The organism is Pseudomonas rosaeacicularis (assembly GCF_057128745.1).
On sequence record NZ_JBSKHT010000013.1, the window covers coordinates 39,384 to 63,162 of the forward strand.

Genomic DNA, 23,779 nt, shown 5'->3' on the forward strand with positions numbered 1-23,779 from the left:
CTCAGTTCCCCTCACGCAGGCTGTCGGTTGGGCTGTCGTCGCTGCCCTCTTGGGCGGCAGACAGTGGACGTGCCGGTGTACGTTTCTGCCCTGGGCCGCCGTGTGGAACGTCGTCGCCCTCGTGGGTTTTCGGACCTTTGCGCACCAGACGCATCATGTAGCCGAAGCCTGCACCGAACAGCGTGAAATACACCACAACGAACAGCACCAGCGTCAGCGACATCTGCTCGACGCTATGGTTGGAAGACGCATTGGCGGTTCGCATCAGGCCGTAAACGACCCACGGCTGACGCCCGATTTCAGTGGTAAACCAGCCCGCCAGCATGGCGATCAAACCGGCCGGCCCCATGCACATCACCAGTCGCAGGAACAGGCGATTGCTGTACAGCCCGCCGCGCCAGCGCAACCAGGCACTCCAAAGCCCGACCGCAATCATCAACATGCCCAGCGCGACCATGACCCGGAACGACCAGAACACAATCAGCGAATTAGGGCGGTCCTCAGGCGGGAACGATTTGAGCGCCGGAATCTGCTTGTCCAGACTGTGGGTCAAAATCAGGCTGCCCAGGTACGGAATTTCAACCGCGTACTTGGTGCGCTCTTCTTTCATGTCGGGGATACCGAACAGGATCAGCGGGGTCGGTTCGTCGCCGACGTTTTCCCAGTGGCCTTCAATCGCAGCAATTTTTGCTGGCTGGTGCTCCAGAGTGTTCAAGCCATGGGCGTCACCGACCACTGCCTGAATGGGAGCGACAATCAGCGCCATCCACATGGCCATGGAGAGCATTCTGCGGATCGCCGGATTGTCGCGACCGCGCAGCAAATGCCAGGCCGCCGATGCACCCACGAAGAACGCGGTGGCAACGAACGCGGCAATCGCCATGTGCGTCAGCCGGTAAGGAAACGAGGGGTTGAAAATGACTTTGAACCAGTCAACCGGAATGACCCGACCGTCGACGATTTCAAAACCTTGAGGCGTCTGCATCCAGCTGTTGGAGGCCAGAATCCAGAAGGTCGAGATCAGTGTGCCGACGGCGACCATGACAGTGGCGAAGAAGTGCAGACCACGGCCAACACGGTTCCAGCCAAACAGCATCACACCCAGGAAGCCTGCTTCGAGGAAAAATGCGGTCAATACTTCGTAGGTCAGCAGCGGCCCGGTGACGGCGCCGGCGAAGTCTGAAAATCGACTCCAGTTGGTGCCGAACTCGTAGGCCATGACGAGGCCCGAGACCACGCCCATACCGAAGTTGACGGCGAATATCTTCGACCAGAAATGGTACAGATCGCGGTAGGTATTGTCCTTGGTCCGCAGCCATAGCCCTTCGAGCACGGCGAGGAAACTCGCCAGTCCGATGGTGATGGCGGGGAACAGAATATGGAACGAGACAGTAAATGCGAACTGCATTCGGGCGAGATCGAGTGCCTCTAAACCGAACATGGGTCTTCCTCTATCAGGTGATACCGGCTTCAGACCAGGGCCTGCAGCGACTGCCCCCACGATTATTGAGTACGACGCTAAAGCTTTCGTTCTTTTTAGTTTCTTAGCGCGGGGAATATGTCCAGTCAACGCGTCACTCAAAGCCGTTGCGGGCATTGATACAGGTCAACCGACGATGAAAGAGTAGTCCCATTTCGGCACATGGCCTGCGTGGTCTTTTGTCGCGTGGCGAGTTGCCTCACCCCTAACGATCGGAACCAACCTGTAGGAGCCAACTTGTTGGCGAGGCGTTCGGTCAAGCGCGTGAGATATTCCGTTTTGCCAACAAGTTGGCTCCCTACAGGATATTCGTCCGAATTGGCCTACAGCGGTCCGCGAATAAACCCGAGCAACGCTTCGACCAATCGCTCATACAATTCATCCACCTCTGACACCAAGCCCTTACCCCTCAAGCAGCCATGAACGAGGCCAAGGCCGGGATGTAATTGCGTGGCGACGCCTGCTTCTCGCAACAGACGCTCGTACGACGTGCCGTCGTCACGCAACGGATCGAACTGCGCGACGGCTATAAATGCAGGCGCCAGCCCGCTGAAGTCCGTCGCACTAAGCGGCATCGCGTAGGGCGAGCGGGCATGCTCTGGGTCGGTCAGGTACAGGTCCCGATAAAAATAGAGGTCTTCGCGGGTCAGCAACGGCGCGTCGCGGCACTCGGTGCGCGACGGCAAATCATCCGCGCCACCCAGGCCCGGATAAATCAGTGCCTGACCCACCGGTTGCGTTTCTCCAGCATCGCGTAGCGCCAGGCACACCGCAGCAGCGAGGTTTCCCCCGGCGCTGTCACCGGCAATGGCTACCCGCCGAGGGTCGATATCCAGGCGCGGCGCCTGAATCTGCAGCCCATGCCAAACCGCCAGACAATCGCCAAACCCTGCCGGAAATCCCGCTTCCGGGGCCAGACGATAATCCACGGCAATGACGACCACGTTGAGGTCGACCGCCAGCGCACCGGTCAGAAAATCATGGGAGTCCAGATCGCCCACTACCCATCCGCCGCCGTGCAGGTAAATCACACAGGGCGCAGGGTGTTCCAGGGTCAGGCGATGCGGACGATAGCTGCGCACGGGGACGTTGGCTATTTTGAAGTCTTGCACCTCAAGCCCGGCGGGCCGCTCAGGCGTGAAAGCCCGACACATGCGTGAATACGCCGCGCGTTGAGCGGCGATGTCGGAGGACTCCACATTAAAGCTGTTGGTTTTCGCGACGAAGGAGGCCATCGCTGCAGACAGCGGATAAGACAGGGGCATCAACCACTCCAGCCCGCCCCACAAGGTGGAGGGGCCGGGCACTATTTATCACGCAGGCTGAAGCTTACTTATTGACCGCCAGTTGAACCGCGGCCATCGCGTCTTTGCCATCGAAGGTCGTCACACCGGATAACCAGCGTTGCAGGTCATCGGGGTGAGCCTTGAGCCAGGCCTTGGCAACATCAGTCGGCGCTTTGCGGTCCATGATCGGCACCATCATTTGCGACTCTTGAGCTGCGGTGAACTGAAGATTGCTCATCAGCTTGCTCACATTCGGACAGCGAGTGGCGTAATCCGGGGCGGTGACAACCGACACTGTTGCGGCGCCTTCCTGCGGGCCGAATACGTCTTCACTGCCGGTCAGGTAATCGATCTTCATGTTGATGTTCATTGGATGCGGGGTCCAGCCGACGAACACGACCCACTCATTGCGTTTAACGGCGCGTTGCACCGCCGCCAGCATGCCCGCTTCGCCCGACTCCACCAACTGGAAGCCGCCCAAACCGAATTGATTCTTCTCGATCATGCCCTTGATGTTGGCGTTGGCGCCCGTGCCTGGCTCGATGCCATAGATCTTGCCGCCGAGTTTGTCTTTGAATTTGGCGATGTCAGCGAACGTTTTCAGGCCACCTGAGGCGACGTAATCGGGCACAGCCAAGGTTGCCTGAGCGTCACTCATGCTCGGTTTATCGAGGACCTTGACCTGATTGGCGGCAATGAAGGGCGCGATATTCTTGTCCATCGCCGGCTTCCAGTAACCGAGGAAAACGTCGAGACGATCATCCCGCAAGCCGCCGAAGACGATTTGCTGGGCAGCGCTGGTCTGCTTGACGTCGTAACCCATGTTCTGCAGCAGCACCTCGGCGACTGCACTGGTGGCGACCACATCGGTCCAGTTGACCACGCCCATGCGCACGTTCTGACATTTGGCGGGCTCGGCCGCCAGCAACGCGGTGCTGGTCAGCATCATCACACCGCAACTGATATGACGGAAAAATCTGTTCATGCGTGCTCCTCGGGTCGGCTCGTTATTTTTTTAGCGCTGTTTCGGCAGCTTTCTAAGGCTTCAAGACCCACGGCAATACGAGTGCTGCCGCGTTGTTGCAAATTACGCAGCAGCACCCTGCATGAAACGCACCAGCGCGACCTGTGGTTGCACTGGGGCGACATTGAGAATCGGGAATGAGAGGGTCAACACGGGACCGTTGGAGCGAGGCTTGCCCGCGAAGCTTTTGATTCTGCACGGAGGTCGTAGGAGCGCAGCTTGCTCGCGATCTGCCGGGGACCGGCAGCAAAACCTGAGAACACGGTATGTCCGGCATACCAAGATGCCTGGATTTGGGGCCGCTTCGCAGCCCATCGTCGGCAAGCCGGACTCCTACGCCCTCCGGGCAGAGGCGTGATCACGTCGTACACAAGACCTGTTGGAACGCCGCCTGCTCGCTCCAACAATTAGCTTTACAGGACTTTATCGAGGGTAATCGGGAACTCCCGAACGCGCTTGCCGGTGGCGTGATACACCGCGTTAGCGATGGCCGACGCCACGCCGACGATGCCAATCTCGCCCACGCCCTTGGAACCCAAATCATTAACGATGCTGTCGTTCTCCTCGACGAAGATCACGTCAATCTCGCCAATGTCCGCGTTCACCGGGATGTGGTACTCGGCCAGGCTGTGGTTCATCACTCGGCCCAGATTGTGGTCGGTGTGTGATTCTTCCTGTAACGCCTGGCTGATACCCCACACCACACCGCCGAGAATCTGGCTGCCGGCCGTCTTCGGGTTGACCACACGCCCGCCAGCAATGGCGCTGACCACGCGGTTCACACGAATGTTGCCCAAGTCTTCGTCCACATGCACTTCGACAAATACCGCTGAGTGCGTCGCAGTGGAGTAAGCCTCGCGCTTCTCGTCCGGTTTTGAATCGATCTGTACTTCCAGCACCTCGTGAGAAGAGTCCCGAACGATGTCGCCCAGCGCAAAACGCTGATCGCGAATGTGCAGGTAGCCGTCACCGAACCCGACTTCCTCCATGTCCACCACGGCGTATTCAGGGTGAGCCATGCGCACGGCGTCGAGCAGTTTTGCGCGCAAAGCCTTGCATGCCTGCTGCACTGCGGTGCCCACGGATGACACCGTGAACGACCCGCCCTGCAACGGCGCAGTCGGAAGCGAGGAGTCGCCCAACACGAAGGTCACGTCGTCAGGCATCACGCCCGCAGCATCTGCAGCGATTTGCGTCATCACCGTGTAGGTTCCGGTGCCGATGTCAGTGGTTGCGCTGCTGACTGTCAACTTGCCATTGGCGTCGATGCTGGCCTTGGCGCTGGCTGGCATTTGCATGGCCTCCCACACACCGCCTGCCATGCCCCATCCGACCAATTGCCGACCGGAACGCATGCTGCGCGGCTCAGAATTACGCTTGCTCCAGCCGAAACGCTCAGCGCCCTGCTCGTAGCACGCCTTCAACTCTTTGCTGGAGTACGGCTTGTCTTCGTTGCCGTTGCGCTCGGCGAAATTTACGACGCGCAGTAGCACCGGGTCCATGTTGAGGGCGACCGCCAACTCATCCAGCGCGCACTCAAGGCCGACCATGCCCGATGTCGCACCCGGCGCGCGCATGTCCAGCGGCGTATAGACGTCCAGTGGCGCCAGCTTGTAGCCCAACTGCACGTTGTCGCACTGATACAACATCCCGCTCCACTCGACGACGTGCTCGGTAAAATCCTCAAACCGTGAGGTCTGGCCAATGACGTCGTGGCTGATAGCCGAGAGCTTACCGTCGCTGGTAGCACCCAGGCGGAGGCGCTGCAGGGTGCTCGGGCGATAGCCGAACGTGAACATCTGCTGACGGGTCAGGGTCAGGCGCACTGAACGTTTGAGCTTCAACGCCGCCATCACCGCCAGTGGCAGTTGGTACTGAGGACGCAAACCCGAACCGAATGCACCGCCGACGAATGCCGCCAGGATGCGAATCTTGTCTTTCTCAAGGCCGAAGACTTTGTGCAGGTAGTCCTGACAGTTTTGCGGACCTTGTGTCTTGTCATGGATTTCGAGGCTACCGTCGGCCTGATACATCACGGTGGAGGCGTGGGGCTCCATCGGGTTGTGATGTTCGTTGGGGGTGCTGTATTGCGCATCGATACTGACCGGAGCGCTTGCGAATTCGGCCTGAAAATTCCCGCGCGGCTTGGGGGTTTCGGCGGGTGCGGTGTGGGCTTCGTCTTTTACCGACTGCAGATTGGTTTGGTGACTGTCGACTTCGTACTCGATGTGCACCAACGAGCCGGCATGACGCGCAAGTTCCAGTGTCTCGGCCACGACCAGCGCCAGCGGCTGACCGCTGTACAACACACGGTCGTTGTAAAACGGGCGAAACGGCGAACCTTCAGCCGCGTCGGCGTCCTCATAATCCTTGTCATAACTGGCGATCGGAGGGCGATTGGTGTGATCGATCACTGCGACAACACCCGGCACGGCCAAAGCTTTAGAGGTGTCGATGCTCAGCACACGACCACGTGCGATGGTGCTTGAGACAACGCTGCCATGCAGCAGTCCCTGTTCCGGAAACTCCCCGGCGTAGCGTGCCTGACCGGTGACTTTGAGCATACCGTCCACGCGATCGAGCGGTTTGCCGAGTGGCGAATTAGTCGCGTTCATTAGAGGGCACCTCCGGTTGCAGCATCGCTCAAGGCACGCACAATCGCGCGACGAGCCAGTTTGATTTTGAAAGCGTTGTGTTCCAGCGGTTGAGCGTCACGCAACATCGCATCGGCGGCGGCAACAAAAGCTTCGCGGGAAACCGGTTGACCTTTGAGCGACGTTTCCACTGCTTTGTCACGCCACGGTTTGTGCGCAACGCCGCCCAGCGTCAGGCGCACATCGCGAATGATGTCGCCGTCCAGCTCAAGCGCTGCGGCTACGGACACCAAAGCAAAGGCGTAGGACGCGCGATCACGAATCTTCAGATAATGGCTGTGCGCGGCGAAACCTGCGGCTGGCAGTTCAACGGCAGTGATCAACTCGTCATCGGCCAACTGGTTGTCGCGCTCAGGCGTATCGCCCGGCAGGCGGTGGAAATCAGCGAATTCGATCTGTCGTTTACCGGCGCGGCCTTGGACATGCACCACTGCTTCCAGCGCGGCCAACGCCACGCACATGTCAGACGGATGCGTAGCGACGCACGCTTCGCTGGCACCCAGAATCGCGTGAATCCGGTTCAGACCGTCCTTGGCCGGGCAACCGCTGCCGGGCTCACGTTTGTTGCACGGCACGGTGGAGTCATAAAAATAGTAGCAACGGGTGCGCTGCAACAGGTTGCCGCCGGTGCTCGCCATGTTGCGCAGTTGAGGCGAAGCGCCGGCCAACACAGCTTGTGACAGCAGCGGATAGCGGCTTTCGATCAGCGGGTGCCATGCCAAGTCAGCATTGCTCACCAGCGCGCCGATCATCAGGCCGCCGCTGGCAGTCTCTTGAATGTCGGTCAGTGGCAACCCAGTGATATCGATCAGATGTTCCGGGCGGGCGATGTTTTCTTTCATCAGGTCGAGCAGGTTGGTGCCGCCTGCGATGAAGCGCGTGGCGGGGCCCGCTAGGTTGATCGCCTGACTGACGTCGGTTGGCTTGCTATAGCTAAAAGGATTCATGAGCGGCGCCCCCCTTGGTCAGGAGCGGGATCGAGCTGCGGAATGACTTCCTGCACCGCCGCGCGGATGTTGCTGTACGCACCACAGCGACAGAGGTTGCCGCTCATCAGTTCTTTGATCTCGTCATCGGTGGTCGCGCGGCCTTCGTTAGCCAGCCCTACCGCTGAGCAAATCTGCCCCGGGGTGCAGTAACCGCACTGAAAAGCGTCGTGTTTGATGAAGGCTTGCTGCATCGGGTGCAATTGCCCTTCCTGGGCCAGCCCTTCGATCGTGGTCAGCTGCGCGCCGTCACACATGATCGCCAGGGTCAGACAGGCGTTGATTCGCTTGCCATCGCGCAACACCGTGCAGGCGCCGCATTGGCCGTGGTCGCAGCCTTTTTTGGTGCCCACCAGATCGAGTTGTTCACGCAACAAGTCAAGCAAGGTGGTCCAGGGTTGCACGGTCAGTTGTCGGGTTGCGCCGTTGAGAGTCAAAGAAATCGCATGGCCAGCGAAGTCCTGTTGGGGGGTCGCGCTCATGAAAGCCTCACGGTAGGTATGAAATGCGCAGTTGATCTGCGTCTCAAGGGGTACGACTCGTGGGTTTTCGGAAACGTTCAGGGTTTGTGATGGGCGTAGGAGCGCGCCGCATATCCGTGTGGGAGCGGACCTGTCCGCGAAGACGGTATTCGAGCTGTCAGATAATTAGCGGATATACCGGCCTCTTCGCGGACAGGTCCGCTCCCACTAGAGATCCAATGCGCGCCGATTAACATCAGCAGCCATCCCCCAACGCTGCTGGTATGATGCGCGGCTTTTTGCGACCCGCAGCGAAGACCGGCCCGTTCTGTGCTTTGCTGTTTCAGTCGATTTCATTAATGGCGCGATTGCGTCACCGGGAGCCACACATGCTGGAGCGGCTGTTTCAACTCAAGGCACATAACACCAATGTGCGCACCGAAATCCTGGCCGGGGTCACGACCTTTCTCGCCATGGCCTACATCCTGTTCGTCAACCCGAGCATCCTCGGCGAGACCGGCATGGACAAGGGCGCGATCTTCGTCGCCACCTGCCTTGCGGCCGCCATCGGCTCTACGGTCATGGGTCTGATCGCCAACTACCCGATTGCCCTCGCGCCGGGCATGGGCCTGAACGCCTTCTTCACCTACACCGTCGTCCTGCACATGGGCCACACCTGGCAAGTGGCACTGGGTGCGGTGTTCATTTCTGCAGTGATGTTCTTCCTGCTGTCGATCTTTCGCATCCGAGAGTGGATCATCAACAGCATCCCCCTGCCCCTGCGCTCGGCGATCGCTGCCGGCATCGGCCTGTTCCTGGCACTGATCGCGCTGCACAACGCGCAGATCGTGGTCAGCAACCCGGCTACCATGGTCGGCCTGGGCGATCTGGCAAAACCTGCGCCGATTCTGGCGACGTTGGGCTTTTTCCTGATCGTGGCACTGGAAGCCCTGAAAGTACGCGGCGCCGTGCTGATCGGCATTCTGGCGGTGACGATTGTCTCGATCCTCTTCGGCTTCACCCCGTTCGGTGGCGTGATGTCGATGCCGCCGTCCCTGGCGCCGACCTTCATGCAGCTGGACATTGCCGGCGCGCTGAACATCGGTCTGGTGAGCGTGATCTTCTCGTTCTTGTTCGTTGATCTGTTCGATAACTCGGGCACGCTGATCGGCGTCGCCAAGCGCGCAGGCCTGATGGGAAAAGACGGCCACATGCCAAAAATGGGCCGCGCGCTGATCGCTGACAGCACCGCGGCCATGGCCGGTTCACTGCTGGGCACCTCGACCACCACCAGTTACATCGAGTCCGCTGCGGGCGTGAGTGCCGGCGGCCGCACTGGCCTGACCGCCATCGTCGTGGCGGCGCTGTTCCTGCTGGCGCTGTTTTTCGCGCCGTTGGCGGGCAGCGTTCCGGCCTTCGCCACCGCGCCTGCGCTGTTGTTCGTTGCCGTGCTAATGACCTCGGGCCTTGCGGAAATCAACTGGGACGACATCACCGAAGCCGCACCCGTGGTGATTACCGCGCTGGCCATGCCGTTCACCTATTCCATCGCCAACGGCATCGCCTTTGGTTTCATTGCCTGGACGGCGATCAAGCTGTTGTCGGGTCGCGGCCGTGAACTGAATTCGGCGCTGGTGATTCTGTCGATCCTGTTCGTGATCAAGTTAGGCTTTTATCCATGAGTTCTGTTTTCGACCCCGCGAGCTACAGCCTGCAGCTCGATGAAAAAGCCCAGCGCCTGCGCGACTTGCTCGCGCCGTTCGACGCGCCTGAGCCGCAGGTGTTTGACTCCCCGACGTCGCATTACCGTCTGCGCGCCGAATTCCGTCTGTGGCGCGACGACGGCAAACGGCACTATGCGATGTTCGCGCCGGGTGACAAGCACACGCCGATCCTGATCAACGAATTCCCCATCGCCAGCCAGCAGATCAACACCCTGATGCCGGTGTTGCGCGAGCGTTGGGAAGCCAGCAAAAACCTGAACAACAAGCTGTTCCAAGTAGATTTCCTGACCACGTTGTCCGGCGACGGGATGATCACCCTGTGCTACCACCGTCCGCTGGATGCTGCGTGGCAGCTTGAGGCTGAACAGTTGGCGGCAGACTTGAAAGTCAGCGTGATCGGCCGCTCCAAAGGCCAGCGTCTGGTGATCGGACGCGATTACGTGACTGAACAACTGGATGTGGCGGGACGGACTTTCAGCTATCGCCAGCCGGAAGGTGCGTTCACTCAGCCCAATGGCAGCGTGAACCAGAAGATGCTGAGCTGGGCGTACGAGGCGTTGGGCGAGCGCGAAGACGATTTGCTGGAGCTGTATTGCGGCAACGGCAACTTCACCCTGCCGCTGGCGACACGGGTGCGCAAAGTACTGGCGACCGAGATCAGCAAGACGTCGGTGAACGCAGCGCTGAGCAACTTGGCCGATAACGCGGTGGATAACGTGTCGTTGGTGCGGTTGTCGGCAGAAGAGCTGACCGAAGCACTGAATGACGTGCGCCCATTCCGGCGTCTGGCGGGCGTGGATCTGAAGAGCTACGACTTCGGCAGCGTGTTCGTCGACCCGCCCCGCGCGGGGATGGACCCGGATACGTGCGAGCTGACCCGGCGTTTCGAGCGCATCCTTTATATCTCCTGCAACCCGGAAACCCTGGCGGCCAACATCGCCCAGCTTCATGACACTCACCGGGTCGCGCGTTGCGCGTTGTTTGATCAGTTTCCGTATACGCATCATATGGAGTCGGGGGTTTTGTTGGTTCGCCGCTGACGCCAGCACTTCCCTCTAATCGAACGCATATCCCGTGGGAGCGGACCTGTCCGCGAAGAGGACCTTACATCCGGCGAATCTCTAGCGCCTGATACACAGTCTTCGCGGACAGGTCCGCTCCCACGTTGGATTTCTTCATCAAAAGTTTGCGCAATACACATAATTCCCACCACCCATCATGAAATTTCTGACAGCTGCGGCATTTGGGCGCAGGTTGCGGTATAACCTTCGGCCGTCTTTCGCCCCGATGGATGTCTTGTCTTGAGTTCCGAATCTTCCCCCTCCAGTGCCAAGCCCTCGACGGGCAGTGCGCTGCGTCAGCCAGGTTTTCTGGCATTCCTGAGTGCTCGCCTCGCCGCCGTTTTCGCCATGCAGATTCAAGCCGTGGTGGTCGCCTGGCAGGTTTACGACATGACCCGCGACCCGATGTCCCTGGCGTACGTAGGGCTGGCGCAATTCATCCCCATGCTGCTGTTGCTGATGCCCGCCGGGGATTTGATCGACCGTTACGATCGCAAATTGATCCTGACCTGTAGCTGGTTGGTGCAAGGCTGTTGCAGCCTGGGGCTGATGCTGTTTTCCATCACTGAACACCACGACACCCGCCTGATCTACGCCACATTGGCCGTGTTCGGTTGCGCGCGGGCGTTCACCGGTCCTGCGCTGCAAAGCCTGTTGCCGCAAGTGGTCCCCCGTGAACAACTGGCCTCGGCGATTGCGACCAACAGCATGATCATGCGCATCGCTACCATCGCCGGACCTTTGGTGGGCGGTGGTCTTTATGCGCTGGGCGGTGGCGGCCTGACGTATAGCGTGTGCATGGCGAGCTTTGTCAGCGGCGCATTTTTGCTGACCCGCGTGCCGGTCATTTTCGCCGAGAAGAAGGTGGCTCTGGAGTCCACGGCCTGGAAGCGCTTCACTGCTGGCATCCTCTTCATTCGCTCGCGCCCGATCATTCTCGGCACCATTTCGCTGGATCTGTTCGCCGTATTGCTCGGCGGCGTGGTGGCTTTGTTGCCGGTCTACGCCCATGAAGTGCTGCATCTTGGGCCCCAAGGTTTGGGCGCGTTGCGCAGCGCCATGAGTCTGGGCGAGGTCAGTACCGGTCTTTATCTGAGCATGCGGCCACTGGATCGCAATGTCGGGATGACGATGTTCATCGCGGTGGCGATATTTGGTGTCGCGAACCTGGTGTTCGCGCTGTCGACGCTGTTCTGGCTGTCGTTACTGGCGCTGATGATTGCGGGCGCGGCCGACATGGTCAGCGTCTATATTCGCTCGACGCTGGTGCAGTTCTCCACCCCCGACAACATGCGCGGGCGGGTCAATGCGGTGAATATGCTGTTCATTGGCTCATCCAATGAGCTGGGCGAATTCCGCGCCGGCAGCAGCGCCGCGCTGTGGGGCGCGGTGCCGGCAGCGATCATTGGTGGGGTGTGTACGTTGAGCGTGGTAGGTGCGTGGATGGTCGGGTTCAAAGCGCTTCGGCAGGTCAATCACTTCGCCGATGCGTCGCCCACGGATGTGACCGAAAAGCAGACGGCGCGGGTTTAGCTGCTGACAAGCACATCGCGAGCAAGCTCCCTCCCACGGGAATCATACCCATCCTGTGGGAGGGAGCTTGCTCGCGAAAATGTAGAGCGCAGCCACTCAGAACGAGGGCAAGATTACGGGGCGGAGTGCCAGGCGACCTGTGTCGTTAGCTTCGCGGGCAAGCCTCGCTCCAACAATCACAGCGCTTTGATCTGCCCGATCCCCAGTGCAGGCACTCCCTCTCCGATTCCGTTCTCAAGCGGTGCACCGAACTCATCCAGACTGATCTGAAACTGATCGCCCGGCTGGGTTTTCACGCCATCGGCAAACGACAAAGTGGCCGTGCCGAAGTAGTGAATGTGAACATCGCCAGGCCGCAAGAACTGCGCATATTTGAAGTGATGAAATTCAAGGTTGGCCAGGCTGTGGCACATGTTGTCTTCGCCGCTCAGGAACTCCTTCTCCCAGATCACCTCGCCGTTGCGCTTGATGCGGCTCATGCCCGCCAAATGACGCGGCAGTTCACCCACGCGCAATTCGGGACCGTAGGCGCAGTAACGCAGCTTTGAATGCGCCAGGTACAGGTAATTGCGGCGCTCCATCACATGGTCGGAAAACTCGTTGCCCAGCGCGTAGCCCAGGCGATACGGCAGACCGTCGTCGCCGATTACGTAGAGCCCGGTCAGCTCAGGCTCTTCACCCGCGTCTTCGGCGAAGGCGGGCACCGGAAAGTCGCCGCCCGGACGCACAACGATGCCGCCGTCGCCTTTGTAGAACCACTCCGGCTGCGCACCAACCTGGCCCGAAGCAGGTTTACCGCCGTCGATGCCCCATTTGAAAATCTTCATGGTGTCGGTCATGCCGGCTTCGACTTCGCCGTCGTGCTGATGCATTTTGTCCCGGGCGGCGGCGCTGCCGAGGTGAGTAAGGCCGGTGCCGCTGATCAGGCAATGGGCTGGGTCTTCGTGGTCCAGGGGCGGCAGAATGTGTCCGCTTTTGAGCAGGGCCGCATAGTCAGGACCGGAGTCAGTGCCGCGTTGGGCGACTTCTTGCTGCAGGCTGTGTTGCGCGCGGATGGCAGACAGTGCGAGTTCGCGGGTGCTCGCGGTTTCGCGAACGATTTGAACCTGCGAGCCATCGACAACGCCAACCTGGCGCTGTCCGTGGGTGTTTTCAAATTGAATCAGGCGCATGGGCCGGATCTCCAGAAAGGGGGAATGCGATCTAGCTTCTGCCCGGAGGGCGTAGGAGCGCAGCTTGCTCGCGATCTGGCGCGAAGCGGCAGCAAAACCTGCGATTGGGTTGCATCAGGAGGAACTCAATTGCAGGTTTTACGACTGCTCCGCAGCCGATCGCGAGCAATCTACGCTCCTACGCCCTCCGGGCAGAATCAACATCTCGGTTACTCGATGATGTTGAATTCGCTCAAGTACTCATCCGAGATTTCCAGGCCCAGGCCCGGCAGGTTGTCGTCCAGCTGGATGTAGCCGTTGACCGGCTGTGGCTCGCCCTTGAACACGTAGTAGAACAGTTCGTTGCCGACTTCGACGTCGAACACCGGGAAGAACTCGGCCATCGGCGAGGCGGTGGTGGACATGGTCAGGTGGTAGTTGTGCATCTGCCCGGCGTGAGGGATCACCGGCACCGACCAGGCTTCGGCCATGGCGTTAATTTTGCGCGCGGCAGTGATGCCGCCCACACGGTTGGTGTCGTACTGAATCACATCGACCGCGCGGCGTTCGAGCATGTCTTTGAAACCGTACGAGGTGAATTCGTGCTCGCCGCCGGAGATCGGCATGATGCCCATCTTCTTCAGCTCAACGTAGCCTTCCAGGTCATCGGCGATCACTGGTTCTTCCAGCCAGCGCGGTTCGAATTCGGCCAGTTTGGGCAGCATGCGGCGCGCGTATTCCAGGGTCCAGCCCATGTAGCACTCGAGCATGATGTCGATATCGGGACCCGCCAGATCACGCAGCGCACGGACCTGCTCGATGTTTTTGCGCATGCCCGCCGGGCCGTCTTTCGGGCCGTAGCCGAAGCGCATTTTCATCGCAGTGAAGCCTTGGCTGAGATAGCCCTGAGCTTCTTCAAGGAACAGATCCAGATTGTCGTTGGCGTAAAGTTTGGAGGCGTAGGTCCAGATCTTTTCCTTGGTGCGCCCACCGAGCAGTTTGAAAACCGGCTTGTTCACGGCCTTGCCCATGATGTCCCAGATGGCGATGTCGATCGCCGAAATGGCCGCCATGCCAATGCCTTTGCGACCCCAGGCGTGGCTCTGGCGATACATTTTCTGCCAGATGTATTCGTTGTCGAACGGGTCTTCGCCGATGGCAATCGGAGCGAGGTAGGTGTCGATGATTTCCTTGGCGACCCGTGGCGCCAGCGCGCAGTTACCGATGCCGACGATGCCGTTGTCAGTCTCGATTTCAACCACCAGCCAGCCGTGAAAGCGAAACGAGCCCATGGCGTCGCCGCGCTCGAACAGGATGTCGCTGGCGTTGGTGCAAAAGTGCGACTGAGGTGGAACGACTTTGCCTTTCCACTCAAAAACTCGGGTACGGATTGCTTTGATTTTCATGAAGACGGGTTCCTTGATTGCCAGTGAATCCTGCGCGGTGCGGGACTGGCTTTTTGTAGTTGTTTATTCGCCTCGCGTGTCCGACGTAGAGCCGTGCTGCGCGAATCGATGGAACGACTTTGCCAGCGCTGATGGACGCGCGGCTAATCACTTATGCGTATCCAGTGATAGCTACAGGTGATCGGCTGGAAGGGTTAATCGAGCCCGGAGTTATAGGTACGGGATTTTCTGTAGGAGCCAACTTGTTGGCGAAAGATTTCGAATCAAAACCAGATCAAATGCCTCGCGAACAAGTTCGCTCCTACAGATTCGGCGCCATCCGGAGCACAGCAAATCGAACGCAAAAAAAACCGCAGAACGCACTGCATAAGCGTTCTGCGGCAAAAACGTGGTTGATTTGGAACGTGCGGAATCAGACGTTACTCTGCCCCATCCGGCAGGCGATCTGGAACGCCTGAGCAATTGCGCCCACGTTCGCGCTGCCCTTGCCGGCAATGTCGAACGCCGTGCCGTGTGCCGGCGTGGTGATCGGGATTGGCAACCCGCCCTGTACCGTTACGCCTCGTGAGAAGCCCATCAGTTTGATCGCGATCTGGCCCTGGTCGTGGTACATCGTCACCACGGCGTCGAAGGCTTTGGCATCGCCCTGCACTTTCAGGAAAATCGTGTCTCCCGGATAAGGGCCATCAGCGTTGATGCCCAAACTCTGCGCGGTCTTCACGGCCGGGCCGATGATGTCGATTTCCTCGCGCCCGAACGAGCCGTTATCGCCGTTGTGCGGGTTCAGACCGCAGACACCGATGCGCGGAGCCTTGAGACCATTGCGCTTGAGCGCATCGTCGATCAGGCGAATGGCTTCGATCACCCGCTGCTGACTGAGCATGCCCGGCACCGCCGACAGCGCGACATGAGAAGTCACGCGTGAGGTCCAGAGATTGTCCAGCACGTTGAATTCACAGAACGGCCCGTTGAAACCCAGCAGCTCAGCGAACCAGTGCAACTCATCGTTGTGCGCCATACCGGCCATGTGCAGCGAGGTCTTGTTCAACGGCCCAAACAACACAGCATTGGTGGTTTTGGCGGCGGTCAGTTCCACGGCGATTTTCAACGTATCCAGGCAATAGCGGCCGCCGATGGCGCTGGCCTGGCTGCGGGGAAACTCGCCGACAGCATCGCCCCGGAAGTTATAGAACAACGGCGTGTCATCGCTGAACTCAAGATTGTCCAGCGAATCGATTGGCCGATACGGAAACTCCAGACCGGCGATGTCCATGCCCCTTCGCATCTCGGCTTCATCGGCGATGAGAATTACCTCGGCCTGGCTGCGCACTTCGGCGCTGGACAGCAGACGTGCGATCAACTCAGGACCAATGCCCGCGGGATCACCCAATACCATCGCAATACGTGTCTTGCTCATGCTTCACTCCTCACCTGTTCAGGTCGCGGCTGCGCGCTGGCGCTTGGCTCACAACGGTAAATACGTCGCGCGTTGCTGTAGAAAAGACGCTCCTGATCGGCACGCGGCAGATCACGAACGATGTGTTTGAAACCGCTATAAATGTCGTCGAACGAGCCGCACAGGCTGTCCACTGGAAAGTTGCTGGCGAACATCGCTCGGCCGGCGCCGAACATGGCGATGATTTCCCGCACGATCCAGGCGTTGTCCTCGGCGCGCCACGGTTTGCCGCCCTGCCCCAGTCCGGAAATTTTCACCACCACGTTGGGCTGTTCGGCCAGTAGTGACATCGCTGCGTGCCACCCGGCGAGGCCTTTTTCGCTGCGATCGGACGGCAAACCGGCGTGGTTCAGAATCAGCGTCGTCGCAGGAAAGTCCTGGGCCAGCCGCTCGGCTTCAGGCAGATTCCACCACGGCGTTTGCAGATCGAAATGCAAGCCGAGGTTGTGCAGCGCGGCATAGCTTCTTAGCCAATATTCATCGCTCATCAAAGTGCGTTGTTGGCCCACTTGCTCAGGCGAAGTGGGTCCGCCCGGCTTGTGCCGAACGCTGCGCACGCTTTTGAATGCAGCTTGTTCGGTCAACAGCGCAACGGCGTCCGGGTGATCGAGCCAGGCCTGGGCCACCACGGCGTTGGGCACGCCGTATCGGGCGGCGATGGTCTCGATGAAGCGGGTTTCGCCAATCGGATCGGTCGGGTCCCATTCGGTTTCGACGTAGACGGTCTCCACCACTTGATGCTCGCCAGCGTCCTGAAAGTATTCCGGTGGCAGGTAGCGGCGCTTGATCGCTGAATAATCGCCGTAGCGGAACGGGATGTTCGTGCCCTGTGAGAGCCACGGGTGATGGTTCACCTGCGGGTCCCAGAAATGATGATGGGCGTCGACAATCGGGCCGTTCCAGATGCTCGACTCAGACATTGCCAGACTCCTGCGGGCCATCGAGGCTGATCAACAACGTGGCCAGTACGAACAGCGCCGCGCAGATCGCGAAGAACGCCAGCACAGCACCGAAACCGCCGAAGAACTGCAAAATCACGCCCACTAGAATCGGTACGAAGATGCCGCCGATACTGCCCGCCAGGTTCATCACACCGCCGATCAAACCGACCCGTGCTGGCGCTGCCAACAAGGCCGGGAAGCTCCAGTACAAGCTGCCCCACATCAGGAAAAACGCCGTCATCGCCAACACCGCCACGGCGGCGAAAGGGTCGGTTAAACGCGGCAAGAGCAGCAGTGCGCCCAGTGCGATCACGCCGGAGAAGGTCAGCAACCCTTTAACGGCCAAGCCTCGGCGCACGCCCTTGCGGATCAGGCCGTCACACAGGAAACCGCCGGTCAACGAACCCAGTGAGCCGCAGATGAAAATCACGAACGTGGCAAAACCGATGCCTTTGATATCGAAGCCCCGGGCCTGCGCCAGGTAGCTTGGACCCCAAGTCAGGAGACCGAAATACACCATCGCCCAGCTGGAGCGCCCCACGAGCAAGCCGGTCAGCGAGCGGGCAGCGATGCCCAACCCTTTGACCTTGGCCCGTGCGGCTTCAGCAGCAGGGGTTTCGCGGCCGGCGTTGATTTTCTCCAGTTCTGCGGCGTTTACTTGGGGATGAACAGAAGGGTCATCCCGCAGGTAGCGCCACGACACCAGACCCAGCGCGAGGGTGGCGATGCCGGCGATGACAAAGGCCATGCGCCAAGAGTCCAGCGAGACGATCAGGTAGGCGATGATCAAACCGCCCAAGGCCACGCCGAGCGGGCTGCCGCTGTCCATCATCACCGCGCCTCGGCTTCGTTCGCTCGGCGCCAGCCACAGGGAAATCAGCTTTCCGCCCGAGGGGAACAACGGCGCTTCGGCGGCACCAAGAAACATTCGCGCGAACAATAATGACGCACCACCGGTAGCAAAACCGGCCAGCACTTGAAAGGTGCCCCACAGGCCAGTGGACCAGGTGATCACGCGGCGCGGGCCGAAGCGGTCGATCATCCAGCCGCCGGGGATCTGCAACAGCGCGTAAGCCCAGAAGAAGCTGCTGAGGATCAAACCCTGCATGGCCGGCGTGAGGGAGAATTCCTTGGCGATGGTCGGCATGGCGATGGACAGCGATACGCGGTCGATCAGGTTAACCATGGTCAGGACAAAGATGATTGCGAAGATGCGCCAGCGAACCGTACTGGCCTTGGCCACGGCGACATTGGCGGGGGATTTAGCGAAGGTCTCACCTGTTGCGGACAGGTGCACGTCGGCGCTGCTGCGAGCCATGGTGCGTACCTCGAATTTCTTGTTTTTATTGGTCGACGATCATCGGGGGATCGGCGTTTGTGCGCAACAACCTGGCTACGCGGTGAACTCACTATCGAAGCGTTACCGATAACCGTCTAATCAAAACTGGAAATAGGGCGATAGCTGGAGGATATACCTAAGGGCCGAATGGGTGATCGCGCGTCACGCTTTTGCGGTTTACCTACAATCACTTCGGCGCCTGAGGTCAGGACTGCTGCGCAGCCCATCGTCGGCAAGCCGGACTCCTACGGCCTTCGGCCAGAATCAAAAGCAGGAGCAACCCGATGGCCCGTTTCTCAAAGACCGATCCCAGAAGCTTGCGGCCGGCATCAAGGGCCATTAGAGAAAACCGGACGGTTTGCTATAACCCCTGGCTATCGGTGTATGTGATGTTTTGACTAGACGCCGGGGTCGCTCTTTCACACACTCAGCGCAAGGTTTGCCGCCACCGATTGCGGACGAATCACTCATAACAAATACAAGAAAGAGGATCACCATGCCCATCGCATCCTTACGACGCGCGTCCCGTTTGCTGCTCGGTTGCACCCTCCTATGCGCCAGCGCCCTTCCCACTTTCGCCCTCGCCTGGGCACCTGACAAAAATGTTGAAATCATCGTTGCAGGCGGGCCCGGTGGCGGCACTGACCAATTGGGCCGCTTGATTCAGTCGATCATCAGCACCCACAAATTCCTCGACGTAAACACCATCGTCCTCAACAAGGGCGGCGGCAATGGCGCCGAAGCCTTCCTCGACCTGAAAATGTCCAAGGGCGATGCCGACAAACTGGTGATCGGGACCAACAACATTTACCTGCTACCGCTGGTGTCGAAGCTCGGCTACGAGTGGAAAGAACTGACGCCGGTCGCCGCCGTCGCCGAAGATGACTTCATCCTCTGGACCTACAAAGACGCGCCGTGGAAAGACGCCAAGGGCTTTTACGATGCCGTCAAAACCGACCCCTCGAAACTGCGCATGGGCGGCAGCCAGTCCAAGGACGTTGACCAGACGCTCACCCTGCTGCTGAACCAGACCACCGGCAGCAAACTCGTCTACATCCCCTTCAAGAGCGGCAGCGAAGCGGCGACCCAATTGGCCGGCAAACATATCGCCGCCAACGTCAACAATCCCAGCGAAAGCATCAGCCAATGGCGCGGCGATCAGGTGCAGCCGCTTTGCGTATTCAGCAAAGAACGCATGGGCTACACGGACAAAGTCGCAGGCGACAAATCCTGGGGTGATGTTCCGACATGCAAGGAAGAAGGATTGGGCGTCGATCAGTACCGTTTCCCACGCACCGTGTTCATGCCGGGTGATGTCAGCGCCGAACAGCGCGCGTTCTACACCGACTTGATGCGCAAGGTCAGTCAGACACCGGAGTTCAAGGCGTACGTCACGCAGAACGCACTGGTGCCGACTTTCCTCGAAGGTGATCAGCTGACAGCCTACATCGAGCAGGACACCGCCCGCGTCACTCCGGTGTTCAAAGAAGCCGGCTGGCTGCGCAACTGATCGACCTTGCCGCCGCCCGCCTGCGACACAGGGCGGCGGCCGCCATCTTCGGAGGTGAATCATGTCTCAATCTTCTCAATCGACATCGCTGGTCAGCACGCGCTGCATAGAGCTTGGCCTGTCAGTGTTTACCCTCGCCATTGGCGCCGTGGTGATGTTCGGCAGTCTCGAACAAGGCATCGGCTGGGGTGACTCCGGCCCGGAGCCTGGCTATTTCCCCTTTTACATCGGGCTTTTGCTGAGCCTGGCAAGCATTGCCAACGGCGTGTTGACCCTGGTGCGCTGGAAACCCCTGAGCATCAGTTTCGTCAGCCGCGATCAGTTCAAACAGGTGCTGTCGGTGTTCATCCCGATTGCGCTTTTCGTCTGCGCCATGCCGTTCACTGGCATTTACATCGCCTCGGCGGTGTTCATCGCGTGGTTCATGTGGCGTGACAAAGTACGCGCCAAGCCCTACGGCAAATGGATGATTGGCAGCGTTTCTGGCGGCGCCGTGCTCGCCAGCTACCTGATTTTTGCCCTGTGGTTCAAGGTGCCGCTGGACGCAGGTCCCATGGGCGACCTAATCGCGATGGCCGGGAGATCGATGCGATGAGCGAGTTCGACTCCCTGCTGCAAGGCATGAACCTGATCCTCACGCCCGGTCACATCGGCTTGATGGTAATCGGCGTGCTGCTGGGCATTCTGGTGGGTGTGCTGCCCGGCCTCGGTGCGCCAAACGGCGTGGCACTGCTGTTGCCACTGACGTTCACCATGTCGCCGGTGTCGGCGATCATTCTGCTGTCATGCATGTACTGGGGCGCGCTGTTTGGCGGGTCGATCACCTCGATTCTGTTCAACATCCCCGGCGAGCCGTCATCGGTGGCGACGACATTCGACGGCTACCCCATGGCCCGCGAAGGTCGCGCCGCCGAAGCCCTGACCGCCGCGTTCAGTTCGGCATTGATCGGCGCACTGGCCGGCGTGTTGCTGCTGACGTTCCTATCCACGCGCATCGCCGCCTTCGCCATGACCTTCAGCTCACCGGAGTTTTTCGCGGTGTACCTGCTGGCGTTCTGCACCTTCATCGGCATGAGCAAAAACCCGCCGCTCAAAACCGTCGTCGCGATGATGATCGGCTTCGCCATGGCCGCCGTTGGCATGGACACGGTGTCCGGCAACCTGCGACTGACGTTCGACCAACCGGTGTTGATGACCGGCATTAGTTTCGAAGTGGCGGTGATCGGCCTGTTCGGCATCGGCGAAATTCTTTGCACTGTCGAAGAAGGCCTGGTGTTTCGCGGCGAACACGCGCGCATCACGCCGATGGTCATCCTGCGCACTTGGGCAAAACTGCCGCGTTACTGGTTCACCATCTTGCGCAGCACGATTGTGGGTTGCTGGATGGGCGTCACACCGGGCGGTCCTACAGCGGCATCGTTCATGAGCTACAGCATCGCGCGCCGTTTCTCGAAGAACCGCGACAACTTTGGCAAAGGCGAACTCGAAGGCGTGATCGCTCCGGAAACCGCCGACCACGCCGCAGGCACCAGCGCTTTGCTGCCGATGCTGACCCTGGGAATTCCTGGTTCTGCTACCGCAGCGGTAATGCTGGGCGGCCTGATGATTTGGGGCTTACACCCCGGCCCGACGCTATTTGTCGAACAGCACGATTTCGTCTGGGGCCTGATCGCCAGCATGTATCTGGGCAACGTCGTCAGCCTGATCGTGGGGCTGGCGACGGTGCCGCTGTTTGCCTCGATCCTGCGCATTCCGTTCTCGATCATCGCGCCGATCATCATCATGGTCTGCGCCATCGGGGCGTACTCGGTGCACAACTCGATGTTCGATGTCATGTTGATGCTCGGCTTCGGCGCCCTGGGTTATCTGTTCAAGAAGCTCGGTTACCCGATTGCGCCACTGGTGCTGGCGGCGGTATTGGGCGACAAGGCCGAAGACGCGTTTCGCCAGTCGATGCTGTTTTCCGACGGGCAATTGGGCATCTTCTGGTCCAATCCGCTGGTGGGCAGCCTGACCACGGCTGCGCTGTTGATGCTGTTCTGGCCGCTGATTTCGGCAGGCATCAGTGCGGTCTTCGGCTGGCGCAGTCGTCACGCCTCCAAGCCTAAAACGCTGTGATCACACGCAGCGCTGGCAACGTCCGGGATTTCTTGTCAGGCTCGCCGCAGACTTTACTGCGAGCGAGCCCCATGACCCGAATCCCTGCCGCCAACGTGATTCACAGCCGCCTGCGTCTGCGCCAACTGCGCCTGATGCTGGCGCTGCAGGAGTTTGGTTCGTTGCGCCGCGCCGCCGACAACATCGGCATGACTCAACCCGCCGCCACCAAAATGCTGCACGAAGCCGAGGATCTGCTCGGCGTCGAGTTGTTCGAGCGTCTGCCGCGGGGCATGCGCGCTACGCCCTTCGGAGAAACCGTCATTTATTACGCGCGCATGGTCTTCGCTGAACTGAGCGGCATGCGCGAAGAACTGGTGGCGCTGGAGTCCGGCAATCTTGGACGTGTGGCCGTCGGCGCCATTCCTGCGTTGGCCTCGGGGCTTTTGACGCGCACCATCGCCACGCTGAAAAAGAGCCATCCGCGCCTGTCGATGAGCATTCAGGTCGACACCAGCGACGTGCTGGTGCAAGCCTTGCTGCAGGACCAACTGGACGTGGTACTGGGGCGGATTCCCGCGGGCGCGAGAGCCGAAGAGTTGTTGTTCGACAGCCTGGGTGAAGAGGCATTGTGCGTGATTGCCGGCGCACAAAATCCGCTGGCCAAGGCGTCCGATCTGAGCTGGGCCACGCTGCAAAACGAGACCTGGGTTTTACAGCAACACCCAAGCCCTATGCGCGCGATCATCAATCAGGTGTTCCATAACGCTCGCGTCGACATCCCTAACAGCATCGTCGAAACCACCTCGATCATGACCTTGCTGTCTTTGGTGCAGCAGACCGACATGCTCGGTGTCACGCCGGTTTCGGTGGTCGAAGACTATCCGGGCCGAGATTTGCTGACGGTGCTCCCGATCAAGTTCGAAGCCCGTCTGCCGCCTTACGGCCTGATCACCCGTCGCCACCGTATACAGTCCTCGGCGATGCAGGCGTTTATGAACTCGGTGAAAGCGCAGCAGCCAGGCTGAGTTTGTGCTCGATGCGCTTCGAACATGTCATCTCGCATCTGCTCAGCGCGCTGCGTGTCGTGGTTATCACAATTCTTTTAACTCTCCGTGAGGATTTGGGGACCTGCAGGTCGGGATAATCCAGACATGCCCGATCGCAGCGCACGCTGCCCCCCCCTCAGTAATCCGAGCTTCAAGGAGATTCACCATGAAAACGTTAGCCACCGCAGCTCTGTCCCTGTGCATGGCGTTCGGCGCCGCCAGCGTGTTTGCCGCTGATACCATGAGCAACGACGGCATGAGTAAAGACTCGATGTCCAAGGATGCAATGTCCAAGGACACAATGAAAAAAGACACCATGTCCAAAGATGCCATGAGCAAGGACAGCATGAAAAAAGACACGATGAAGAAGGACGGCATGTCCCAGGATTCGATGAGCAAAGACGGCACCAAGCACGACGCCATGTCCAAAGATGCGATGAAGAAAGGCGCCATGAGTCAGTAAGTATCTGGCTGATTCTCCAAAAGCCCGCTACGGCGGGCTTTTGGTTGGGCTAAAAACACCCTTGCTGACACATCGGTTGCGCCTGATGAATCCTTCGCGGACAAGCCTCGCTCCAACAGGATCTGAGGCAGCCACCAAATTGTGATCCATCGCGGTTC

19 protein-coding genes are annotated in these 23,779 nt (G+C 59.7%); 8 read left to right on the plus strand and 11 right to left on the minus strand.

Annotated elements, in window-relative coordinates; translation table 11 throughout:
• Position 1: 1 nt before the first annotated feature.
• From ACWKWM_RS17615 to ACWKWM_RS17640, 6 genes are all read right to left on the minus strand, one after another.
• The gene (locus ACWKWM_RS17615) at positions 2-1,441 is read right to left on the minus strand and encodes a cytochrome ubiquinol oxidase subunit I (RefSeq protein WP_483847375.1); all 1,440 of its coding nucleotides are present in this window, start codon (positions 1,439-1,441) and stop codon (positions 2-4) included.
• Between the two features lie 362 nt (positions 1,442-1,803).
• A complete protein-coding gene (locus tag ACWKWM_RS17620; RefSeq protein ID WP_483847376.1) occupies positions 1,804-2,745 on the minus strand; it encodes an alpha/beta hydrolase in 942 nt (313 codons plus the stop codon).
• A gap of 64 nt (positions 2,746-2,809) precedes the next feature.
• Entirely contained in the window at positions 2,810-3,751 is a 942-nt protein-coding gene (choX, locus tag ACWKWM_RS17625) for a choline ABC transporter substrate-binding protein (RefSeq protein WP_483847377.1), read from the minus strand.
• A gap of 452 nt (positions 3,752-4,203) precedes the next feature.
• A complete protein-coding gene (locus ACWKWM_RS17630) occupies positions 4,204-6,405 on the minus strand; it encodes a xanthine dehydrogenase family protein molybdopterin-binding subunit (RefSeq protein WP_483847378.1) in 2,202 nt (733 codons plus the stop codon).
• Positions 6,405-7,391 (minus strand): FAD binding domain-containing protein, encoded by a 987-nt coding sequence (locus ACWKWM_RS17635; protein ID WP_483847379.1) that lies wholly within the window; start codon positions 7,389-7,391, stop codon positions 6,405-6,407. Before ACWKWM_RS17635 ends, ACWKWM_RS17630 begins: the two co-directional genes overlap by 1 nt.
• Entirely contained in the window at positions 7,388-7,912 is a 525-nt protein-coding gene (locus ACWKWM_RS17640) for a (2Fe-2S)-binding protein (RefSeq protein WP_483847380.1), read from the minus strand. The genes ACWKWM_RS17635 and ACWKWM_RS17640 overlap by 4 nt, the downstream gene beginning before the upstream one ends.
• Before the next feature lie 368 nt (positions 7,913-8,280).
• On the opposite strand from ACWKWM_RS17640, the gene ACWKWM_RS17645 reads away from it, so the two are divergent.
• The 3 genes from ACWKWM_RS17645 to ACWKWM_RS17655 all read left to right on the plus strand — a co-directional run bounded on the left by ACWKWM_RS17645 (position 8,281) and on the right by ACWKWM_RS17655 (position 12,209).
• Positions 8,281-9,573: an NCS2 family permease gene (locus tag ACWKWM_RS17645; protein WP_483847381.1), complete on the plus strand. Its 1,293-nt coding sequence runs from the start codon at positions 8,281-8,283 to the stop codon at positions 9,571-9,573.
• Positions 9,570-10,655, plus strand: a complete 1,086-nt coding sequence (gene trmA / locus ACWKWM_RS17650; protein ID WP_483847382.1) for a tRNA (uridine(54)-C5)-methyltransferase TrmA — start codon at positions 9,570-9,572, stop codon at positions 10,653-10,655. Before ACWKWM_RS17645 ends, trmA begins: the two co-directional genes overlap by 4 nt.
• A gap of 261 nt (positions 10,656-10,916) precedes the next feature.
• A complete protein-coding gene (locus tag ACWKWM_RS17655; RefSeq protein WP_483847383.1) occupies positions 10,917-12,209 on the plus strand; it encodes an MFS transporter in 1,293 nt (430 codons plus the stop codon).
• A 176-nt stretch (positions 12,210-12,385) separates the two neighbouring features.
• Here the strand turns inward: ACWKWM_RS17655 and araD1 are convergent, their stop codons facing one another.
• The 5 genes from araD1 to ACWKWM_RS17680 form a co-directional block, all read right to left on the minus strand.
• The gene (araD1, locus tag ACWKWM_RS17660) at positions 12,386-13,381 is read right to left on the minus strand and encodes an AraD1 family protein (protein ID WP_483847384.1); all 996 of its coding nucleotides are present in this window, start codon (positions 13,379-13,381) and stop codon (positions 12,386-12,388) included.
• A 209-nt stretch (positions 13,382-13,590) separates the two neighbouring features.
• The gene (locus ACWKWM_RS17665; protein ID WP_483847385.1) at positions 13,591-14,766 is read right to left on the minus strand and encodes an L-rhamnonate dehydratase; all 1,176 of its coding nucleotides are present in this window, start codon (positions 14,764-14,766) and stop codon (positions 13,591-13,593) included.
• 412 nt (positions 14,767-15,178) lie between these two features.
• Entirely contained in the window at positions 15,179-16,183 is a 1,005-nt protein-coding gene (locus ACWKWM_RS17670) for a 4-hydroxythreonine-4-phosphate dehydrogenase PdxA (RefSeq protein WP_483847386.1), read from the minus strand.
• Positions 16,180-17,142, minus strand: coding sequence for an amidohydrolase family protein (locus ACWKWM_RS17675; protein WP_483847387.1), 963 nt, complete (start codon positions 17,140-17,142; stop codon positions 16,180-16,182). The genes ACWKWM_RS17670 and ACWKWM_RS17675 overlap by 4 nt, the downstream gene beginning before the upstream one ends.
• Positions 17,135-18,481, minus strand: coding sequence for an MFS transporter (locus tag ACWKWM_RS17680; protein WP_483847388.1), 1,347 nt, complete (start codon positions 18,479-18,481; stop codon positions 17,135-17,137). The genes ACWKWM_RS17675 and ACWKWM_RS17680 overlap by 8 nt, the downstream gene beginning before the upstream one ends.
• 517 nt (positions 18,482-18,998) lie before the next feature.
• On the opposite strand from ACWKWM_RS17680, the gene ACWKWM_RS17685 reads away from it, so the two are divergent.
• From ACWKWM_RS17685 to ACWKWM_RS17705, 5 genes are all read left to right on the plus strand, one after another.
• Positions 18,999-20,012, plus strand: a complete 1,014-nt coding sequence (locus ACWKWM_RS17685; protein WP_483847389.1) for a Bug family tripartite tricarboxylate transporter substrate binding protein — start codon at positions 18,999-19,001, stop codon at positions 20,010-20,012.
• A gap of 61 nt (positions 20,013-20,073) precedes the next feature.
• Positions 20,074-20,607: a tripartite tricarboxylate transporter TctB family protein gene (locus tag ACWKWM_RS17690; RefSeq protein ID WP_483847390.1), complete on the plus strand. Its 534-nt coding sequence runs from the start codon at positions 20,074-20,076 to the stop codon at positions 20,605-20,607.
• Positions 20,604-22,130, plus strand: a complete 1,527-nt coding sequence (locus ACWKWM_RS17695) for a tripartite tricarboxylate transporter permease (RefSeq protein ID WP_483847391.1) — start codon at positions 20,604-20,606, stop codon at positions 22,128-22,130. The genes ACWKWM_RS17690 and ACWKWM_RS17695 overlap by 4 nt, the downstream gene beginning before the upstream one ends.
• Before the next feature lie 71 nt (positions 22,131-22,201).
• Positions 22,202-23,137 (plus strand): LysR family transcriptional regulator, encoded by a 936-nt coding sequence (locus ACWKWM_RS17700; protein ID WP_483847392.1) that lies wholly within the window; start codon positions 22,202-22,204, stop codon positions 23,135-23,137.
• Positions 23,138-23,324: 187 nt separating this feature from the next.
• Positions 23,325-23,621: a pentapeptide MXKDX repeat protein gene (locus tag ACWKWM_RS17705; protein ID WP_483847393.1), complete on the plus strand. Its 297-nt coding sequence runs from the start codon at positions 23,325-23,327 to the stop codon at positions 23,619-23,621.
• Positions 23,622-23,779: the final 158 nt, after the last annotated feature.

Excerpts from the sequence above, each read along its gene's own strand:
- ACWKWM_RS17615 (WP_483847375.1), bottom strand. The coding sequence starts at position 1,441 with ATGTTCGGTTTAGAGGCACTCGATCTCGCCCGAATGCAGTTCGCATTT.
- ACWKWM_RS17620 (WP_483847376.1), bottom strand. The coding sequence starts at position 2,745 with ATGCCCCTGTCTTATCCGCTGTCTGCAGCGATGGCCTCCTTCGTCGCG.
- choX (WP_483847377.1), bottom strand. The coding sequence starts at position 3,751 with ATGAACAGATTTTTCCGTCATATCAGTTGCGGTGTGATGATGCTGACC.
- ACWKWM_RS17630 (WP_483847378.1), bottom strand. The coding sequence starts at position 6,405 with ATGAACGCGACTAATTCGCCACTCGGCAAACCGCTCGATCGCGTGGAC.
- ACWKWM_RS17635 (WP_483847379.1), bottom strand. The coding sequence starts at position 7,391 with ATGAATCCTTTTAGCTATAGCAAGCCAACCGACGTCAGTCAGGCGATC.
- ACWKWM_RS17640 (WP_483847380.1), bottom strand. The coding sequence starts at position 7,912 with ATGAGCGCGACCCCCCAACAGGACTTCGCTGGCCATGCGATTTCTTTG.
- ACWKWM_RS17645 (WP_483847381.1), top strand. The coding sequence starts at position 8,281 with ATGCTGGAGCGGCTGTTTCAACTCAAGGCACATAACACCAATGTGCGC.
- trmA (WP_483847382.1), top strand. The coding sequence starts at position 9,570 with ATGAGTTCTGTTTTCGACCCCGCGAGCTACAGCCTGCAGCTCGATGAA.
- araD1 (WP_483847384.1), bottom strand. The coding sequence starts at position 13,381 with ATGCGCCTGATTCAATTTGAAAACACCCACGGACAGCGCCAGGTTGGC.
- ACWKWM_RS17665 (WP_483847385.1), bottom strand. The coding sequence starts at position 14,766 with ATGAAAATCAAAGCAATCCGTACCCGAGTTTTTGAGTGGAAAGGCAAA.
- ACWKWM_RS17670 (WP_483847386.1), bottom strand. The coding sequence starts at position 16,183 with ATGAGCAAGACACGTATTGCGATGGTATTGGGTGATCCCGCGGGCATT.
- ACWKWM_RS17675 (WP_483847387.1), bottom strand. The coding sequence starts at position 17,142 with ATGTCTGAGTCGAGCATCTGGAACGGCCCGATTGTCGACGCCCATCAT.
- ACWKWM_RS17680 (WP_483847388.1), bottom strand. The coding sequence starts at position 18,481 with ATGGCTCGCAGCAGCGCCGACGTGCACCTGTCCGCAACAGGTGAGACC.
- ACWKWM_RS17685 (WP_483847389.1), top strand. The coding sequence starts at position 18,999 with ATGCCCATCGCATCCTTACGACGCGCGTCCCGTTTGCTGCTCGGTTGC.
- ACWKWM_RS17690 (WP_483847390.1), top strand. The coding sequence starts at position 20,074 with ATGTCTCAATCTTCTCAATCGACATCGCTGGTCAGCACGCGCTGCATA.
- ACWKWM_RS17695 (WP_483847391.1), top strand. The coding sequence starts at position 20,604 with ATGAGCGAGTTCGACTCCCTGCTGCAAGGCATGAACCTGATCCTCACG.
- ACWKWM_RS17700 (WP_483847392.1), top strand. The coding sequence starts at position 22,202 with ATGACCCGAATCCCTGCCGCCAACGTGATTCACAGCCGCCTGCGTCTG.
- ACWKWM_RS17705 (WP_483847393.1), top strand. The coding sequence starts at position 23,325 with ATGAAAACGTTAGCCACCGCAGCTCTGTCCCTGTGCATGGCGTTCGGC.